Here is a 20,879-nt window from a genome sequence, read left to right as displayed (position 1 = left end):
ATAGCGCGGTCAGGGTTTGTTGGACATGGCGGCTATGAGGGAGTTGGGGCGCATGTCGAGCCAGTGGGCTTCTACGTAGTGGAGGCAGGAGGTTCGGGGGGCGGCGCCGAAGGTTACTGTCCAGCCGCCGGGGACCGCGGCGAAGGTGGGCCAGAGGGAGTGTTCGCCTTCGGTGTTGATCAGGACGTAGAACTGGGCGTTGTCGTCGTCGAACGGGTTGGTCATGGGGTGGCCTTTCTGGTCGCGGCGGCTAGGTGGGTCAATGCTGATGCGGTGCCGGTGATTTCGGTGAGGGACAGCTCGGTGGTGCGGTAGAGGCGGTCGGGGTTCGCGGGGGCGAAGTGGGGGGTGAAGTCGGTGGTGGTGATGCCGTAGGCGGTGATCAGGTCGGCTAATCGGGTGGGGTCCGGTGGTTCGGACAGGATCACGGTGGCGCCCACGCGCAGGGGCAGCAGGTAGCCGTGCCAGGCGGTGGGGTCGCCGGAGTGGGATTGGTGCAGGTGGATGTCGCCGGTGGTGAGGTGGTGGCGGGCCTGCACGGCGGTGACGCGGTGCACGGCGGCGGCGTGGCTGATGGTGACGCTGTGGGTGGCGCCGGGAGGGAACAGCACGAAGGCCGGGTGGTGGGTCAGCGTTCGGCGTTCGGTGGGCGTGATCGGGTCGTCGGAGTAGGTCGACAGGGCGACCTTGTCGATCAGCACCGACGGAATGTCGTACACCGCAACGTGTTCGCGGTCCGCGACGGTCAACACCAGCGCGGGGTCGACGATCGGCGGCAGCAGGCTGGTCCCGGTGTCGGTCGGCACGACCGCGCCGCCTGCCTTGAGCACCGCGTAGATCGCGATCACCAACTCGACCGAGCACGGAATGTTCACCAGCACTGCGGATTCGGGTCCGATGCCCAGTGCTACGAGGTGTCTGGCGAGTTGGTTGGTGCGCCGGTCGAGGTCACCGTAGGTGATGATCGAGGTCGGGCCGTCGCTGCGCGCGTGGACGACGGCCGGGTCGAAAGGGGTTGCAGCAGCTTGGGCTTCGAACTCGTCGAGGACCAGTTCGCCGGGTAGTCCGCCGTGGGGGGCGAAGTAGGGACCGTCTTCGACGCGGCCGACGAATTCGATCTCGGGCGTCCAGGAGTCGCCGGGTGGGCGGCGGCGCACCAGGTCGCCGGTGGCGAACATGCGGTCGTCGACCGGGCCGTCGGGGTTGGCCAGGAAGGTGGCGGCGGTGGCCTGTCGGCCGACGTAGCCGCGTGCCAATTGCACTCCGGAGACGTAGAGTTCGCCGATTTCGCCGTCGGCGACGGGGCACAGGTGTTCGTCGAGGATGAGCAGTTCGACGTCGTCGGCGGCCGATCCGAACGGGACGGTGTCCAGGTCGGCGCCGGTCACCTCGTGGGCGACGAACTCGCCCGCGGTTTCGGGGCGGCCGTAGACGTGCCACAGGGTCGCGCCGCTCACCGCGCGCAGGGCGGCAGCGGTTTTGGCCAATTGCGAACCGCCGGAGCCGAGCACGATGCGCAGCGACTCGAGGCGCTGTTCGGCGTCGGGCAAAGCTGCGAGTTCGGCCAGCTCGGCGTGATCGAAACATGCTGCTGTGACGCTTGTTTCGGTGATCGCGTCCGCGAGTACTGCCGAGGGCGAGACCACCAGGGTGGCGCCGGTCTGGAGAGCGAGCAGCATCTCCCCCACTGCGGCCTGCCCGGTCAGTGGCGCGTGCCAGAGTACGGAGTCGCCTTCGCCGATGCCGCACAGTCGCTGACGCCAGGTCGAATTTGCTTGTGCTGCACGGTGTCCGACGATGACCGCCGACGAGTTGTCGGTATCGACCACCAGGTAGGCCGGGTTGTCCGCACCCGGCCCCGGTAGTTCTTCGGGGGGTAGGTCGCAGGTGGCGTCGGTGTACAGCACCGGGAAACCGGCGGGGTGCGGGGTGCCCGCGCGGGTGAGGATGAGCGCGGGCGCGGCCAGTTCCAGCGTGCGACGTTGCAGGTCAGAAGTTGTTTCCGGGTCGAGCAGGACGAACGCGCCACCGGCGACGAGGATCGCGTGCGCGGCGACCACGAGCTCCGCCGAACGCGGCAGTGCTACCGCGACGGTGGTCTCGGGGCCGACGCCGTGTTCGACCAGCGCCGCGGCCAACACGTCGACCCGTCGCGCCAATTCACCGTAGGTGAGCCCGATTTCACCATCGCGCACGGCCGGGGCGTCGGGTTCGCGGTCGGCGGTGGTGGCGAACGCGGCGAGCAGGGTCGCCGGGTCGCGGGGTCGGTCGCCTGCCAGGTCACGCAGCAGCGCGGCCAGGGTGGCGGCGGGGGTCACCGAATCTGTGTGCGACATCAGAGTTTTCCTTCCGAGTCGTCAGCCGACGCGGCCGCGAGTACCGCGGCGGTGTCGGTCACCAGTGTTTGCAGAGTGGAAGTGAGGCCGGTGGCGCCCAGTGCGGCGAGCACCCCGGGGACCAGACCTGCCAACGCGACGTTGACCAGTGCTTCAGGTTTCATTTTCGCGCCCATCGCCCTGCTCACCGCGGTGAGTTTGGCGTGCAGTGCGGCGTAGGTGATGGCGTGCTCGCCGTGGGTGAATGCCACGGTCGCCGGCGCGAGTGCTGCCGCGGAACCGACCAGCTTCGGCAGGTCCGCGATGGTGTAGGTGGTGGGGGTCTGTTCGGCGTCGGTGCGCATGTCGATGGCGCGCACCGCCACGGTGGGATCGGCGGCGACGGCGGTGAGGATCTTGCGGAACCGTTCGGCCAGTGCACTCACGGTCGATTCGTCGAAAAGGTCTGTGGCGTAGCCGAAGTGGATGTCCAGACCGTCGAGGGTGCCGTCTTCGGTGTACCGCTGCAGGGCCGTGAGGTGCAGGTCGAACTTGGCTTCGGTCAGGCCGGGGTCCAGGGTTTGTACGCGGAGACCCGGTAGGTCGATGCCGCCCGGTGGCATGTTCTGGAAGGTGAGCATCACCTGGAACAGGGGGGTGTAGGCGCCGGTGCGGGTGCGGCCGAGGGCGTCCACGACCTGTTCGAAGGGAACGTCGGCGTGTGACAGGGCGGCCAGGTCGCGACGTTTGGCCTGGGCGAGCAGGTCGGTGAACGGGGCGCGGGAGTCGACCTCGGTGCGCAGGGCGACGGTGTTGACGAACATGCCGACGAGGTCGTCGAGTTCGCGGGCACCGCGACCGGACACCGGGGCGCCGATGGTGATGTCGGCGCTGCCGGATTGCTTGGCCAGCAGGACCGCCAGGGCGCTGTGGACCAGGGTGAACAGGGTGGTGCCGTTGGTGCGGGCCACCTCGTCCAGGGTTCGGGTCAGCTTGCTGTCGATCTCGAATTCGACGGTGGCGCCGTGCATTTCACGACGGAGGGCGCGCGGGCGGTCAGTGGGCAGGGACAGCAGTTCGGGTGCGCCGGCGAGTTCGCGGGTCCAGTAGGTGAGCTGTTCGGAGATCACGCTGGAGGGGTCTGTTTCGGAGCCGAGCAGGTCGCGCTGCCAAGCACTGAAATCGCCGTACTGGATTTCCAGTGGGGCCCAATCGGGTTCGCGTCCTTGGCTGCGATCGACGTAGGCGCGCACCAGGTCTCGGGTGAGCGGGTCGACCGAGTAGCCGTCGGCGCTGATGTGGTGCACGACGACTACGAGGACGTGGTCATTGGTACCCAGGGTGTAGAGGGCGACGCGGACCGGGGGTGCGGCGGTGATGTCGAAAGGTTGGGCGACCAGGGCCGCGATGCGGGTTTCGACGTCGGCGGGTGCGACCGGGATGGGGGTCAGGTCCACGGCGGCGGACCAGGCGGGCATCACCTGTTGGATCGGGCCCGCTGCGGTGTCGGGGTAGCGGGTTCGGAGGGTGTCGTGGCGGGCCAGCAGGTCGGCGATGGCCGCCTGCAGGGCGGGCAGGTCCAGGTCGCCGGTGAGGCGGATGGCGGCGGGGATGTGGTACGCCGCGGACTGCGGGGACAGCTGGTGCAGCACCCACATGCGTTGCTGGGCGGGCGACAGGACGGCGGGGCCTTCGCCGGTGCGTCTGGCCAGCGGGGGGCGCGCGGTGGTGCGGTCGGCGGTGGCCAGGTGGGCGGCCAGCGCGGCGACGGTGGGGGCGTCGAAGACCGCGGCCACCGGGACCTGGGTGCCCAGTGCGGCGCCGAGGCGGGCGGCCAGGCGGGTGGCCATGAGGGAGTTGCCACCCAGGGCGAAGAAGTCGTCGTCCAGACCCGCGGTCGGGCAGCCGATGACCTCGGTGAAGGTGTGGGCGACGAGCTGTTCGATCTCGGTGACGGGGGCGCGGAAGGCGGCCTCGATGAACTCGGGTTCGGGCAGCTTGGAGCGGTCTACCTTGCCGTTGGCGTTGAGGGGCAGTGCGTCCATGACCACCAGGGCGGCGGGGACCATGTAGGCGGGCAGTTGCGCGGCGAGTTCGGTGCGCAGCCTGGCCGCTTGTTCGTCACCGGGGTTCGTGACTGCGGCGTAGGCGATCAGGCGGGTGCCCGCGCGGTCGTCGGTCTTGGCGACGGCGACGGCGGCGCGGACGTCGGTGCAGCGCAGCAGGGCTGTTTCGACCTCGCCGAGTTCGATGCGGAAGCCGCCGATCTTGACCTGGAAGTCGGCGCGTTCGAGGTATTCGAGGGTGCCGTCGGCTCGGCGGCGCACGATGTCGCCCGTGCGGTACATGCGCGAGCCGACGCCGCGGTGGGCACTCCCGATCGCGGAGGTCCGCTGAGTCGCGAAGGGGTTCGCGACGAAGCGGTCGGCGGTCAGGGACTGGTGGCCCTGGTATCCGCGGGCCAGCTGGTCGCCCGCGAGGTAGAGCTCGCCGGCGACACCGATCGGGACCGGGTGTAGGCGGGCGTCGAGGACGTAGAGGGCACTGTTCCAGGCGGGGGTGCCGATCGGGACCACGTGCTTCGGGTCTTCGGATACTTCGTATTCGGTGATCGAGACCGCGGCCTCGGTCGGGCCGTAGAGGTTGTGCAAGGCGGCGGCGGTGCCGCTGGTGCGGAACTGGGTGGCGGTGGCGGCGGGCAGTGCTTCGCCGATGGCCAGGACCGCGCGCAGCGACTCGGGTAGGCCGGTTTCCAGCAGCATGGCGACCAGTGACGGGACCGCGTGCAGGACGGTCACGCCGTGCTCGGTCATGGTGGCGCGCAACCGGTCCGGGTCCCGTTCGTCGCCGGGGCGGGTGACGATCAGGGCGCCGCCGGAGGTCAGCGGGGACCAGAATTCCCAGACCGACAGGTCGAAGGTGGCGGGGGTCTTCAGCAGGACGCGGTCGGTGGTGGTCATGGTGAAGCGGTCGTGCAGCCAGGCGAGCTGGTTGACGATCGCGGCGTGCGGGACCGTGACACCCTTGGGCCGGCCGGTGGAGCCGGAGGTGAAGATGATGTACGCGGGGTGCTCGGGGCGAAGCGGGGTGATCCGCTCGGCATCGGTGACCTGGTCGTTCGAAAGCTCTTGCAGTGCGCGGTGATCCAGTTCGAACACCGGGACGTCCACAGCGATCGGCAGGCCGTCGGCGGCGGTCGTGAGCACGCACAGTGGGGCGGCGGTGGCCACGATGTAGGCGATGCGGTCGACGGGGTGGTCGGGGTCGATCGGGACGTACGCGCCGCCGGCTCGCACTACCGCGTGCATGGCGATGACGAGGTCGATGCCGCGCCGCATGGCCAGTACGACCGTGCGCTCGGGGCCGACGCCCTCGGCGATCAGGAGTCGGGCGACCCGGTTGACCTGGGCGTCGAAGGTGGCGTAGTCCAGGGATTCGCCGGTGATCGCGTCTACCAGCGCGACCGCATCAGGAGTGCGGATCGCTTGGCGTGCACCGAGTTCCGCAAGAGTGGTCGACTCGACCGGATGGGTGGTGTTGTTCCAGGTCTCCAGCAGCAGGGTGCGGTCGGACCCGAGCAGGTCGAGGTCGCCGATGACGGTTTCGGGTGCGGCAGTGGCCGATTCGAGGACTCGACGCAGCTGGGTGGCGAAGCGTTCGACGGTGTCGGCGTCGAAGAGGTCGGTGGCGTAGCCCAGTGCCAGGTCGATGCCTGCCGGTGCCCCGTCGGGGGTGTAGTTGTCCAGGGCGAACAGGTGCAGGTCGAACTGTGCTACGCCGGAATCGAATTCGATGCTCGACACGGTCAGGCCGGGGAGTTCCAGCTCGCGGCGATCGTGGTTCTGGAAGGAGTAGCCGACCTGGAACAGCGGGTGTCGTGCGGTGGAGCGGGCGGGGTTGAGGACTTCTACCAGGCGTTCGAACGGGACGTCGGCGTGGGAGAACGCGGCGATGTCGGCGGTGCGGGCGGTGGTGAGCAGGTCGGTGAAGGTGGCGTCGGCCGCGACGGGGGTGCGCAGGACCAGCGTGTTGACGAACATGCCGATGACCTCGTCGAGTTCGGCTTCGCCGCGGCCCGCGTTCGGGGTGCCGACGGCGATGTCGGCGGTGCCGGACAGGCGGGCCAGCAGGGCCGCGAAGGCCGCGTGGACGACCATGAACAGGGTGGCGCCGTTGCGGCGGCCCAGTGCTGAGAGCGCGGCGTGTAGGTCGGCGTCGAGGGTGAAGGTCACCTTGTCGCCGCGGAAGGTCTGGCGGGCCGGGCGGGGGTGATCGGTGGGTAGGGACAGCTGGTCCGGGAGGCCGGCTAGCTGGTCCTTCCAGTATGTGACCTGTTGGGCAGCAACAGAATCCGCGTCTTCCTCGTTGCCGAGAAGGTCGCGCTGCCACAGCGCGTAGTCGGCGAACTGGACGGCGGGCGGGGCCCAGCCGGGGGCGGTGTCGTGCAGGCGGGCGGTGTAGGCGCGCATCAGGTCGGCGACGAACGGGGCGATGGAGGAGCCGTCGGCGGCGATGTGGTGCAGGACGGCGGCCAGGACGAAATCGGTGTCGGTCACCTGGAACAGGCGCATCCGCACCGGGATCTCGGTGGTGACGTCGAAGGTGGTTTCGGCCAGGGCCCGAATCGCTTCGGGCAGTGCGGTTTCGGTCACCGCGACAGGCCCGAGTACGGAGTCGGCAGCCGGACCGGGCGCTGCCACGGCACCGCTCGGGCGCGGAGCCAGTGCGGGCATCGCCTCGGCGGCGGTGATGATCGACTGCACGGGAGCGCCATCGACCTCCGGGTAGATCGTGCGCAGGGATTCGTGGCGGGCGACTACGTCGGCCAGTGCCGCGCGCAACGCGTCGACGTCGAGGGCGCCGGTCAGGCGCAGGGCGAACGGGATGTTGTAGGCCACCGAGGTGCGGTCGAAGCGGTTGAGGAACCACATGCGCTGCTGGGCCGGGGACAGCGGGAGCAGGGCGGGGCGCGCTCGGCCGACCAGGGCGGGGCGGTCGACGCGGGTTTCGGCGTCGATGGCGGCGGCCAGGTCGGTCACGCGGGATGCTTCGAACAGGGTGCGCACGCCGATGCGGCGGTCCAGTGCGGCGCCGATGCGGGCGGCGGCCTTGGCGGCCAGCAGGGAGCTGCCGCCGAGGGTGAAGAAGTCGTCGTCGGCGCCGATCGGCTGGTCGTCGGTGCGGCCCAGGACCTCGGTGTAGACCGCGGCGATGATCTGCTCGGTCACCGTGCCGGGCTTGCGGTAGGCGGTGGTTTCGAACACGGGGGCGGGCAGGGCCGCGCGGTCGAGTTTGCCGTTGACCGTGAGGGGGATGCGGTCCACGGGCACCACGGCGGCGGGGAGCATGTGTTCGGGCAGTGTGTGCGCGAGTTCCTGACGCAGCGCGGCGAGGTCGATGCGCGGCGAGTTCGGGCCCGCGACCAGGTAGGCGACGATGCGTGGTTCGTCGACGAGGTCGGTGCGGACCAGGACCGCGACCTGCTGCGGTGCGGCCGAGCTGTGCAGCAGGGCTGCTTCGATCTCGCCGAGTTCGATGCGGAAACCACGCAGGTTGACCTGCTGGTCGGCGCGGCCGAGGTATTCCAGGTCCACGGACGCCTGGTCAGCGGCCACGGTCCAGCGGGCGAGGTCGCCCGAGCGGTACGCGACGGATCCGGGCGGACCGTAGGGGTCGGCCACGAACCGGCTCGCGGTCAGGTCGGGGCGACCGAGGTAGCCGCGCGCCAATTGCGGTCCGGAGACATAGATTTCGCCGGGCACGCCGACCGGGACGGGACGCAGTCGCGAATCCAGCACGCGCACAGTCAGTCCCGCGATGGCACCGCCGATCACGCTGGCGGAACCGGTGTTCGCGGTGATCTCCCGGTACGACACGTGCACGGTGGTCTCGGTGATGCCGTACATGTTCACCAGGCGCGGCGCGTCCGGGTAGCGGGCGAACCAGCCGGCCAGGCGCTGGGGTTCCAGTGCCTCGCCGCCGAAGATCACCGTGCGCAGCGCGTAATCGGCCGGGGTGGTGGCCAGGTCGGCGGCGATGAGCTGGTAGAACGCGGACGGGGTCTGGTTGAGCACGGTTACGCGCTCGGTCAGCAGCAGCTCGCGGAACTGTTCGGGGGAACGGGAGGTGAAGTAGTCGACCAACACCACCGAACCGCCGTGCAGCAGCGCGCCCCACAGTTCCCAGACCGAGAAGTCGAAGGCGTAGGAGTGGAACATCGTCCATACGTCCGACGGACCGAACTCGAACTGGTGCGCGGTGTTGTCCAGCAGCGCAATGAGATTCGCGTGCGGGACCATCACGCCCTTGGGGCGGCCGGTCGAGCCGGACGTGTAGATGACGTACGCGGTGTGGGCGGGGGCCAGCGGGGTGCGCCGGTCGGCGTCGGTGAGGGGTTCGGGTGCGAAATCGGCCAGGTTCTGGGCGGCGGGGTCGATGACGGGACCGCCGAACCAGTCGTGGGCCAGGCCGGTGTCGTCGTTGGTGATGGCGCAGTGCGGGCGGGCGTCGTCGAGGACGTATTCGATGCGGTCCGCGGGGTAGTTCGGGTCGATCGGCAGGTAGCCGCCGCCCGCCTTGAGCACGGCCAGCAGTGCGACGGGCAGTTCGACCGAACGCGGAAGTGCTACGGCGACCAGGGATTCCGGGCCGACGCCCGCGCCGACGAGGCGGCGGGCGAGGCGGTTGGACCAGGCGTCGAGTTCGGCGTAGGTCAGGGTGCGCTCGCCTGCCTTCACGGCGACGGCGTCGGGGTTCAGGGCGGCGGCACGGTGGAACCGGTCGACCAGGGTGTCGGCCGCGGCCACCGAGGCGCCGGTGCAGGACCATTCGTGCAGGGTGCGCTGCTGTTCTTCGGCGGACAGCAGTTGGATGTCACCGACCACGACGGTCGGGTCGGCGACCACGGCGGCCAGTACCTGGGTGAAGCGGCGGGCCAGTACCGCCACGCCCGCTTCGTCGAACAGGTCGGTGGCGTAAGCGATTTCGATCGCGATGCCGTTCGCGCGGCCGTCGATGTCCTCGGCTTCGCCGATGGTGAACTGCAGGTCGAACTTCGCCACGGGGGCGTCGAAATCGACGGATTCCACGCGCAGGCCCGCGGCCTCGAGGGTGGGGACGGTGAAGTTCTGCAGGACCAGGGCCACCTGGAACAGCGGGTGGCGGTTGCGGGCGCGGGCCGGGTCGATGGCGTCCACGACCTGCTCGAACGGGATGTCGGCGTGCGACATGGCGTCGAGGTCACCGGCACGGACGGCGTCGAGGGTGGTCTCGAATTCGGCGCGCGGGTCGATTTGGGTGCGCAGGACCAGGGTGTTGACGAACATGCCGATCAGGCCGTCCAGGGCTGCTTCACCGCGGCCTGCGACGGGGGTGCCGATGGCGATGTCGCTGCCGCCCGACAGTCGGGCCAGCAGGACCGCGAGGGCAGCGTGCACGGTGCTGAACAGGGTGGCTTCGTGTTTGCGGGCAAGTTCGCGCAGTTCGCTGTGCAGGTCGGAGTCGATCTGGAAGCGGTGGACCGCGCCGCGGTAGGAGGACTGCGCGGGGCGGGGGTGCGCGGTGGGCAGTTCGAGCTGTTCGGGCAGGCCTGCGAGGCCGCGCCGCCAGAAGGACAGTTGCTCATGAGCCAGGGATGTGGGATCTGTTGCCTCGCCCAGGATTTCGTCTTGCCATAGGGCGTAGTCGGCGTACTGGATCGGCAGTGGCGTCCAGGTGGGGTCGTTGCCGCGGCGGCGGGCGGCGTAGGCGGCCATGAGGTCGGCGGCCAGTGGGCCCAGCGAGAAGCCGTCGGCGGCGATGTGGTGTACGACCAGCACGAGCACGTGGTCGCCGTCGATCGCGAACAGTGCTGCGCGCAGCGGGATTTCGGTGGTGAGGTCGAAACGGATTGCGGCGCAGGCCAACAGGCGTGCGGGCAGTTCTTCCTCGGCGATCTGTTCGGTCCGCAGTGTCAGATCGCCCGTGTCGGCGATGAGCTGCTGGGCGCCTTCGGGGCCGTCGGGGTAGCTGGTGCGCAGGGTTTCGTGCCTGGCGACCACGTCGGCCAGTGCGGCTTCCAGGGCGGCGATGTCGAGGTCGCCGGTCAGGCGCAGGGCGACGGGGATGTTGTCGACGGCGTCGCCGATGCCGTCCACGTCGGCGAGGTAGCGGTTGAGGAACCACATGCGACGCTGGGCCGCCGACAGCGGAATACGCTGGGGGCGTTCACGAGTGGTGAGTTCCAGGCGGCCGCCGGTGCCGCGCAGGGTGGTGCAGCGGGCGGCCAGTTCGTGCACGGTCGGGGCGTCGAACAGCAGGCGAACCGGGATGTGGGTGTCCAGGGCGGCGCCCAGGCGGGCGGCGACCTGGGTGGCGTTGAGGGAGTTGCCGCCCAGGGCGAAGAAGTCGTCGTCGAGGCCGACTTCGCGGTCGGCCGGGAAGCGCAGGACCGTGGCGAAAATCTGGGCCACCGTGCGTTGCACCTCGGTGACCGGGGCGCGGAAGGCCGCGACCTCGAACAGCGGGGCGGGCAGGGCCTTGCGGTCGAGCTTGCCGGAGGCGTTGAGCGGGAACTCGTCGAGGGCGACGAAGGCCGCGGGGACCATGTAGGTGGGCAGGGTCAGGGTGAGGGTGTTCTTCACCGCGGCCACGTCGACCTGTTGTGCGGCAACGAGATACGCGACGAGGGTGTCGTCGCGGACCATCACCGCGGCCTGGCTGACCTGCGACAGGCCGGCCAGGGCGGCTTCGATCTCGCCGAGTTCGATGCGCAGGCCGCGCAGTTTCACCTGGAAGTCGGTGCGGCCCAAGTACTCCAGCTCGCCGCTCGCAGTCCAGGTGACCAGGTCGCCGGTGCGGTACATGCGCTCGCCTGCGTGGCCCTCGGCTGCGCCGCCATCAGACCCGGCGAAGGGGTTGGCGACGAAACGGTCGGCGGTGAGGTCGGCGCGGCCCGCGTAACCACGGGCCAGCTGGGCGCCTGCCAGGTACAGCTCGCCGGGGACGCCGACGGGGACCGGGCGCAGGCGGGCGTCGAGGACGTAGACCTGCGTGTTGTGCACCGGGGCGCCGATCGGCACGGTGACGGTGTCGGCGTCGACGACCTCGTGGAAGGTGACGTCGACCGCGGCTTCGGTGGGGCCGTAGAGGTTGTGCACAGCTGTGCCGGTGAGCTGACGCAGCCGGTGCGCGGGCGCGGGCGGCAGGGCCTCACCCGAGGCGAAGACCAGGCGCAACGAGGCGCAGGTGCGGGTCGAGACGGTGTCGTCCAGGGCCGCGACGAACACCGACAGCATCGACGGGACGAAGTGAGCGACGGTGATCTGCTCGGTGTCGATGAGGCGCGTCAGGTAGGCGGGGTCGCGGTGGCCGTCGGGGGCGGCCAGGACCAGGCGGGCGCCGATCTGCAAGGGCCAGAAGAACTCCCAGACCGACACGTCGAAGGTGGCAGGGGTCTTCTGCAGGACGGTGTCGGACGGGGTGAGGCGGTAGGCGTCCTGCATCCACACCAGGCGGTTGACGATCGCGGCGTGCGACACGACCACGCCCTTGGGCTTGCCGGTGGAACCCGAGGTGAAGATCAGGTAGGCGGCGTTGCCGGGGGTGAGGGTGGCCAGGCGGTCGGCGTCGGTGATCGGCTCCGACGGGTAGTCGGTGGTGTCGAGCTGTTCCAGGTCCAGGATCGCGACGTGTTCGGCGGCGGACAGGTCGATGGCGTCGCTGCTGCGGGTCAGTACGCAGACCGGGTCTGCGGCGGCGATCACCTGGGCGATGCGCTCGGCCGGGTGCTCGGGGTCCAGCGGCACGTAGGCGCCACCGGCGGCGATCACCGCGTACATGGCCACGAGCAGGTCGGTCGAACGGCGCATTCCGAGCGCGACGGTGCGGTCGGGGCGCACGCCGATCGAGATCAGCAGGCGGGCAAGCTGATTCACCTCGGCGGCGAACTCGGCGTAGGTCAGCGATTCGCCCTCGAAGGTCACCGCGGTGGCGTCGGGGGTGCGTTGCGCCTGGGCGGTGAACAGCGAGTCCAGGGTCAGGTGCGCGGGCACCGGGTACGCGGTGGCGTTCCACGTGTGCAGCAGTTGGGTGCGCTCCGCGGGGTCGAGCAGGTCGATGTCGCCGATCACGACGCTGGGATCGGCGGTCACCGTGTCCAGCATCCGCAGGAAGCGGGTGCTGAAATCTGTGATGGTCTGCGCGTCGAACAGGTCGGTCGCGTACTCGAAGCGGGCGAGCAGGCCGTCGGTGGTCTCGCGCAGGGTCAGCTGCAGGTCGAATTTGGCTGTGCGGGTGTCGATCTCGATCTCCGACGCGGTCAGGCCTGCGAGTTCGAGTTCGGTCTGGGAGTTGTTCTGGAAGTCCAGCATCACCTGGAACAGCGGGTGGCGTGCGGTGGAGCGCTCGGGGTTGAGGACCTCGACGAGACGGTCGAAGGTGACGTCGGTGTTGGCCAGGGCGCGCAGGTCGGCGTCGCGGACGGTGCGCAGCAGTTGGGTGAAGGTGGCGTCGGGGGCGACCTCGGTGCGCAGCACGAGGGTGTTGACGAACATGCCGACCAGGTCGTCGAGGGCCTGGTCGCCACGGGCGGCGACGGGGGTACCGATCGAGATGTCTTGCTGGCCCGACAGTTTCGCGAGAGTGGCGGCAAACGCGGTGTGCAGCGTCATGAACAGCGAAGCGTTGGCGTCGGCCGCGATGCTGCGTAGTCGATCGGTGGTCGCGGCGGGAATCGTAAAGGCTTGGCGCGCACCACTACCCGAGGCGATCGCGGGGCGGGGGCGGTCGGTGGGCAGGGCCAGCAGGTCGGGCAGGTCGGCGAGCTCTGTTGTCCAGAAGTCGATCTGCTTCGCCATGGCCGAATCCGGGTCATCCTCGGCGCCCAGCGCGGCACGCTGCCACACCGCGAAGTCGGCGTACTGCACCGACAGCGGGGTCCACTGGGGATCGGTGCCGGCCAGGTGGGCGGCGTAGGCGACCATGACGTCGCGGGTCAGCGGGGCCACGGACCAGCCGTCGGCGGCGATGTGGTGCAGGACCAGGACCAGGACGTGTTCGTCGGCGGCGGTGTGCAGCAGGTGCAGGCGGACCGGGGGTTCGGTGTCGACGGCGAACGGGACCGCGGCCATCGCGCGGATGCGAGCGGCGAGGTCCGCCGGGGCGATCGCGTGCGGCTCGAGGGTGATGGTGAGCTGGTCGGCGGGCATGATCTGCTGGAACGGGATGCCGTCGACGGCGGGGTAGCGGGTGCGCAGGGCCTCGTGCCGGGCGAAGACCGCAGCCACGGCGGCGTTCATGGCGGTGTAGTCGATGGTGCCGGTCAGGCGGATGGCGGCGGCGATGTTGTCGGCCACCGATTCGGCGTCGAACTGGTTCAGGAACCACATGCGCTGCTGGGCGTACGACAACGGAATCTGTTGTGGGCGTTGGGCTGCCACCAGCGGGAGGCGGGGGGCGATCGCTTCGCCGGAGCCGAGTTGCGCGGCGAGGGCTTGCACGGTCGGCGCTTCGAACAGGGCCTTCAGCGAGACCGTGCGATCCAGGGCGGCACCCAGCCGCGACACCACCTGGGTGGCGACCAGGGAGTTGCCGCCGAGGGCGAAGAAGTCGTCGTCGGCACCGACCTGCTCGATGCCGAGCACCTCACCGAACACCTGGGCCACGACGGACTCGGCGCCTGCGGCGGGGGTGCGGAAGGAGCGGGCGGCGAAGACCGGCTCCGGGAGGGCTTTACGGTCGAGCTTGCCGTTGGGGGTGAGTGGGAGTGCGTCGAGGACGACGAAGGCGGAGGGGACCATGTGCGAGGCCAGGGTGTTGCGCAGGATTTTCGCGATGACGTCGACGTCGACCGCTGGCGCAGCTGCGGCGGCGTCCACGCGATCAGTGGACCCACGATCGGCTGCCACGCCATCGGCCGACACACTGTCGACTGCCACGCGGTCGGCCACACCGTCGGCGGAGACGGCGTCGCCGGACACAGCATCTGGGGCGGGCGAAGCGGGTGCCGGTGCGGCATCGGAGACGACGTAGGCGACGAGTTGGTCGCCTCGGTGGGCGTCGGTGCGGACCAGGACCACTGCCTGGCGGATCGACGGTTGGGCGAGCAGGGCGGTTTCGATTTCGCCGAGTTCGATGCGGAAGCCGCGCAGTTTGACCTGGTCGTCGTTGCGGCCGAGGTAGTCCAGGGTGCCTTCGGGGGTCCAGCGGACCAGGTCGCCGGTGCGGTACATGCGCACCGACGGGGCCCACGGGCAGGCGACGAAGCGGGCTGCGGTCAGGGCCGCGCGGTCGCGGTAGCCGCGGGCAACCTGGGCGCCCGCTACATACAGCTCACCTGCGACGCCGACCGGGACCGGCTGCAGGCGGGTGTCGAGAACCCATTCGGTGATGCCGCGCAGGGGCGTGCCGAGGGTCAGCGGGGAGTCCGCGGCCAGGGGGGCGCTGATGTTGGTGGCGACCGTGGTCTCGGAGGGGCCGTAGGCGTTGACGAAGGCGCGCGGGATCGGGCCGGTGGTCCAGCGGGCGATCAGGTCGGGCGGGCAGGCCTCGCCGCCGACCATCACCATACGCAGGTCGTCGAGTCGGGTCGGGTCCAGCACGGCCAGGGCGGACGGGGTCATCAGGGCGTGCGTGACGCGCTGTTCCGAAAGCAGTTGCGCCAGTTCGGCACCCACGTGGCGGCCGGGCACGGCGATCACCAGGGTCGCGGCGGAGTTGATCGCGAGCAGGAGCTCCATCACCGAGATGTCGAACGACGGCGACCCGACCTGCAGCACGCGGGCGTCGGCGGTGCCGAACATGCGGGCGGTTTCCTCGGCCGCGAAACCGGCGATGCCGGCCTGGGTGACCAGCACACCCTTGGGCAGACCGGTGGAGCCCGACGTGTAGATGACGTAGGCGAGGTGGTGGGTGCGCAGGGGGTGGACGCGATCGCGGTTGGCGACGGGATCGCTGGAACGCCAAGCACATTCGGCCATCAGCTTGAGGTCGTCCAGTGCCAGCCAGTCGATCTGGTCGGGTAGCTCGGTGTCCGACACCGTAAGGCCAAGTCGCGCACCGGAATCGGTGATCATGTGGGTGATGCGGTCGACGGGGTAGCTGGGGTCGACCGGCAGCCAGGCGGCGCCGGACTTCGCCACGGCCCACACCGCGAGCACGGACTCGATCGAGCGCGGGATGCCGATCGCGATCACGTCGTCGGGGCCGACGCCGCTGTCGATCAGGACCCTGGCCAGACGCGACGACGCACGGTCGAGTTCGCGGTAGGTCAGGGTGCGGTCGCCGTCGGTGACGGCCTCGTGGTTCGGGTCGGCGGCGACAGCGGCGGCCAGCAGGTCGGGCAGCAGACCGGTGGCGGTGACCGGTGCCCCGCGCATGGCGGTGAGGTGGGCGTTCTCGGTCGCCGACAGCAGTGGCAGGTCGCCGACCGCGGTGTCGGGGGTGGTGACGGCGGCGGCCAGCAGGCGCACGAAACGCTCACCGAGGGTGTGCATCTCGGCTTCGTCGAACAGGTCGGTGGCGTAGAGGGTGACCGCTTCGATGCCGGCGGGTTCGCCGGTGGCACTGCGCCGTTCGGCGAGGGTGAGCTGCAGGTCGAACTTGGTGATGTCGAGTTCGATCTCCGCGACGGTGACCGAGGAGCCGGCCAGTTCGAAGGTGGTGTCCAGCAGTGTCTGGAAGTTCAGCGCCACCTGGAACAGCGGGTGCCGCGACTGTGAGCGGGCCGGGTTGACGACGTCGACCAGGCGGTCGAAGGGGACGGTGGCGTGGGCGAAAGCGGCCAGGTCGGTTTCGCGGGTGTGCTCGAGGGCGGCGGTGAAGCTCGCGGCCGGGTCGACCTCGGTGCGCAGGACCAGGGTGTTGACGAACATGCCGATCAGGTCGTCGATGGCACGGTCGCCGCGACCCGCGACGCCGGTGCCGATGGCGATATCGGTGGTGCCGGACAGGCGCGCCAGCAGCACGGCCAGCGCGGTGTGCACAACCATGAACAGGGAGGCGCCCGCCTGCTGGGCGAGGTCGGCGAGTTGGCGGTGCAGGTCGGCGTCGATGGTGAAGGTGGTGCGGGCGCCGGACATGGTGGGTTCGATCGGGCGCTGGCGTGCTGAGGGGAGTTCGAGCTGGTCGGGCAGGTTCGCGAGAGTCTTTGCCCAGAAGGCGATTTCGCGTGAGGCCAGGGACTGGGGGTCGGTTTCGGTGCCGAGCAGTTCGCGCTGCCATAGGGCGTAGTCGGCGTAGTGCACGCTCAGCGGGGCCCAGTCGGGTTCGCTGTTATCGGTGGCTGCGCGGTAGGCGGTGAGTACATCGCGAACCAGGACCTGTAGCGAAACACCGTCTGCCGCAATGTGATGCAGGACGACTGCGAGCACGTATTCCCCCGCCGCGTCACGACTATCGACGGACTCGCTGACACCAGGTCGCGAGTTATCCCCAGCCGTGTCGGCGTCTACGACGAAGATCTGTGCACGGAACGGCGCTTCCCGCTCGAGGTCGAAACCGGCGTGGGCGAAACGGGTCAGTTCGGTGTCGAGGGCGGCGGCGCGGACGTGTGTCGGGTCGCCGATGCGGACCGAGCCGGGGGCGCCGATGACCTGTTGGGCGACCTCGCCGCCGGGGACATCGACCGCGGGGAACACGGTGCGCAACGCCTCGTGGCGGTCGACCACCGCGGTCAGGGCGGCGGTCAGAGCGGGCAGGTCGGCGGTGCCGCGTAGGCGGATGACGAACGGCATGTTGTAGCCGGGCGCGGACGGATCGAAACGGTTCAGGAACCAGATGCGTTGCTGCGCAGGCGAAAGCGGGATCAGGTCCGGGCGCGGGCGGGCGGCCAGGACCGGTAGTCGGTCGGTGGTGCCGTCGCGTTCGGTGATGGCGGCGGCCAGGCGGGCGACGGTGGTCGCGCCGAACAGGTCGCGCACACCCAGTCGGCAACCGAGGTCGGCGCCGAGGCGGGCTGCTACCTGGGTGGCGACCAGGCTGTTGCCGCCCAGTGCGAAGAAGTCGTCGTCGCGGCCCACGCGCTCGAGGCCGAGCACCTCGCCGAACACCGCGGCCACCGTCTGTTCCACCGGGCCGACGGGCTCAGCGTAGGTGACCACGGTGCGGGTGGGGGCGGGCAGCGCCTTGCGGTCGAGCTTGCCCGACGCGTTCACCGGCAGCGCGTCCAGCAGCACGAACGCGGCGGGCACCATGTAGGCGGGCAGCGCGCGCAGGGCGGTCTCGCGCAGGTCGTCGATCGCGACCGCGCCCGGCTCGGCTTCCACCACATAGGCGACCAGCTGCTCGCCGACACCGGCGTCGTCGCGAACCAGCACCACCACGCGAGCCACGGAGTCCACGCCCTCGAGCACGGCCTCGATCTCGCCGAGCTCGATCCGCAGACCGCGCAGCTTCACCTGAAAGTCGGTGCGGCCCAGGTATTCCAGTTCACCGTTGGTGGTCCAGCGGACCAGGTCGCCGGTGCGGTACATCCGCTCGCCGGGCACTGGGGTGACACCGGGTGCGCGACCGGCTGACACCCGCGCGACACCGTCGATGTCGGAAGCGGGCGCGGCGACGAAACGTCCGGCGGTGAGTTCCGCGCGACCCACGTAGCCCCGAGCGAGCTGTACCCCCGACAGATACAGCTCACCCGGAGCCCCGACCGGAACCGGCCGCAGCCGTGAGTCGAGAACATGGAGCCGGGTGTTGAACACCGGCGCGCCGATCGGCACCATAACCCGATCCGCGTCGTTCACCTCATGGAAGGTGACATCGACAGCGGCCTCGGTCGGACCGTACAGGTTGTGCAGCCGGGCACCGGTCAGCAGCCGTAGCCGCTGCGCCAGCGCGGCGGGTAGTGCCTCACCCGAGGCGAAGACCAGGCGCAGCGAGGTGCGCTCGGCGATTTCCTGTTGGGCGAGAAAGACTTCCAGCATCGACGGCACGAAATGTGCGACGGTGACGCCGTATTCGGCGATCACCGCACGCAGATACGCGGGGTCGCGGTGCCCGTCGGGCTCGGCCAGCAGCAGTGTGGCGCCGATCTGCAAGGGCCAGAAGAACTCCCACACCGACACGTCGAAGGTCATGGGGGTCTTCTGCAGCACCACGTCGACACCGTGCAGGCGGTAGGAGTGCTGCATCCACACCAGCCGGTTCACGATCGCGGCGTGTTCGACCGCCACGCCCTTGGGCGCGCCGGTGGAACCAGAGGTGAAGATCACGTACGCGGGGTGGGCGGGACGCAGCGGCGCGGTGCGGTCGGAGTCGGTGAGCGGGCTGTCGTCGAAATCGCGCAGGTCGAGGTTATCCACAGCCAGCACCGGCAGGTCGTCGACGGGCGCGCCGTCGCGGGTGGTCGTGAGTACGACAGCCGGGGCGGCGGTGCTCAGGATGTGCGCGATGCGGTCGGCCGGGTGATCGGGATCGATCGGCACGTAGGCGGCGCCCGCGGTGAGCACCGCGTACATGGCCACGACGAGCTCCGGCGAGCGCCGAATGCTCAGTGCCACCAGGGATTCCGGGCCGATACCGTCCGCGCGCAAGCGCCGGGCCAGCTGGTTGACGCGTCGAGACAGCTCGCGATAAGTCAGCGTCGTCTGGTCGGCAGACAGCGCCCGGCCGTCGGCAGAAAGCGCCTGGTCATCGACAGAAAGTGCCCGGTCGCGCGAGCGTGCTCCGTCATCGCCGGCCGCGTCGATTCGCGACACCGTCGCCATACGCACGGCGACATCGTCGGGAGTGCGCGCGACCTGCGCTTCGAACATCGCGGGCAACGTCGCCACCGACACCGAACGCTCGGCCAGCGCCGTCTCCACATCGAACCGAGTCGAGTTCCAGATCTGGGTACTGACCTGCAGTTCCAGCTCGGTAGCCACCTCGACCGAGCCCAGCGCGGTATCCAGGTCGACCACGGCAAGCCGCTCGAGGAAACTCAGGAAACGGGCATGGTGTCGAGCCAGCGTATCGGCGTCGTACAGGTTGGGATTGGCCTCGAAATCCACATGCACGCGATCGCGATCGCCGTAGTAGACATTGAGGCTCAGGTCCTCGATCGGACCGGTCGACAGCACCCGGTACCGGCCGGTGGTCGTACCGAGGGTCAGGTCGGTGCGGAACAGCATGAAGTTGGCCAGCGGCCCGAACAGTGCGCGGCGCGCGGGGCGGCCGTCGTCCTCGGAGTCGCGGCGGATGTCCTCGGCACGGTAGCGCTGATGACGCAGCGCCCCCGCCACCTCCACCCGCGCCGCCCGCAGCAGCTCACCCCAGGTCGCGTCCGAACCGGCCGCGCCGGTGGGCAGGCGCAGCGGCACGATATTGGACAGCATGCCTGCCGACCGGCGCATGACCGCGGTGGTCCTGGCCGTGACAGGCAGGCTCAGCACGGCATCGGGGCGGTCGGTGAGACGGCCCAGGTAGGCGGCGAAGGCAGCCAGCAGCACCGCGGAGATCGCCGAATCATCGCTGGCTGCAATGGTTTCCAGTCGATCCACCAGCTGCTCGGACAGTCGCCCGCCGGTCACCAGGTTGATCGCCGAACGCGGCGCGGTGCGACCGTCGAGCGCGGTCGGGCTGTCCAGACCGGCCACACGCTGGGCCCAGTGCTCGCGATCGCCCACGAAACGGGTGCTGTCACGGAACCGGTGCTCCCCCTCGACCAGCTCGGACAGCGCGCCCGGCACCACGTCGGCCGCCGACGTGCCCAGCACCCGTGCGGTGTAGAGGTGCGCCACGCGCTGGGAAATGGTGAACGCGCCGTAGCCGTCGAGCGCGATGTGGTGGCCGCGCAGGTACCAGAACCAGCGGGCGGGCCCCACGCGCAGCACCGCGCCCGCCACCAGGCGGTCGGTGAGCATGTCGATGGGGGCGCCGAACTCCGCGCGCATCCAGTCCTGTGCGGCGGCGACCGGGTCGTCGTGGTGCCGCAGGTCGATCAGCGGCAGCTCGTCTTCGATCGGGATCGTGTGGTCGATGTACTGGTGCGGCACGCCGTCGGATTCGCCGATGCGCACCATCGGCGACGCGTAGGCGCGGGCGGCCACAGCGCTGACCTGTTGCAGCGCAACGACATCCAGCTCGCCGACGATGTCGACGTACTGGGCGATGGTGATCGGGACGTCGGGGTCGAGCAGCTGCGCGTACCACACACCCAACTGGGCGGGGGTCAACGGAAACGGCGCCCCCGCGGCCTGGATTTCCTGTGGTCGCGCGCTGAACCCACCCAACTCCGTACCGTGCACCGAAGCCTCCTCGTATCGCGAAAGAACAGCAGCTCGAATGTTTTCGGGCAGCACGAATACACCTGGCGCACCGAAAGATTCGATATGAACGCGGTGGGCGTGACGCCACACTCGCGCGAGATCCCCGACAGATCATGTGGATGAGATTCGGCGACCGATGGCCGCCGAGGCGAACAGACGTTGCGTCTGTCGCGGGGTGCCTAGCTGTTGATCGTTCCTCCAACGCCGTGTCACTTACATCACATGGATCCCTGTCCATGTGATGCAGACAGTAGGCGCTCAGTTAATAAAAAGAAACTTTTTCCGGTAAAAAAATCAGACGAACGTCCAGTCTGTACCGGCCAGTAGGCATGACCTGGGCTCG

At 69.6% G+C, this 20,879-nt stretch carries 3 protein-coding genes; all 3 read right to left on the bottom strand.

Annotation, left to right across the window (positions count from 1 at the left end):
• Positions 1 to 9: 9 nt before the first annotated feature.
• From ACFWU5_RS09110 to ACFWU5_RS09100, 3 genes are read right to left on the bottom strand one after another with little or no spacing between them, the layout of a single operon-like run.
• Entirely contained in the window at positions 10 to 225 is a 216-nt protein-coding gene (locus tag ACFWU5_RS09110; protein ID WP_379239715.1) for an MbtH family protein, read from the bottom strand.
• Positions 222 to 2,336: an AMP-binding protein gene (locus ACFWU5_RS09105; RefSeq protein ID WP_379266677.1), complete on the bottom strand. Its 2,115-nt coding sequence runs from the start codon at positions 2,334 to 2,336 to the stop codon at positions 222 to 224. The genes ACFWU5_RS09110 and ACFWU5_RS09105 overlap by 4 nt, the downstream gene beginning before the upstream one ends.
• Positions 2,336 to 20,515 (bottom strand): non-ribosomal peptide synthase/polyketide synthase, encoded by an 18,180-nt coding sequence (locus ACFWU5_RS09100; protein WP_379266676.1) that lies wholly within the window; start codon positions 20,513 to 20,515, stop codon positions 2,336 to 2,338. Before ACFWU5_RS09100 ends, ACFWU5_RS09105 begins: the two co-directional genes overlap by 1 nt.
• Positions 20,516 to 20,879: the final 364 nt, after the last annotated feature.

This window comes from Nocardia sp. NPDC058640 (assembly GCF_042716995.1).
Lineage (GTDB): Bacteria > Actinomycetota > Actinomycetes > Mycobacteriales > Mycobacteriaceae > Nocardia.
This window is presented reverse-complemented; position numbering and strand designations above follow the sequence as displayed.

Excerpts from the sequence above, each read along its gene's own strand:
- ACFWU5_RS09105 (WP_379266677.1), bottom strand. The coding sequence starts at position 2,336 with ATGTCGCACACAGATTCGGTGACCCCCGCCGCCACCCTGGCCGCGCTG.
- ACFWU5_RS09110 (WP_379239715.1), bottom strand. The coding sequence starts at position 225 with ATGACCAACCCGTTCGACGACGACAACGCCCAGTTCTACGTCCTGATC.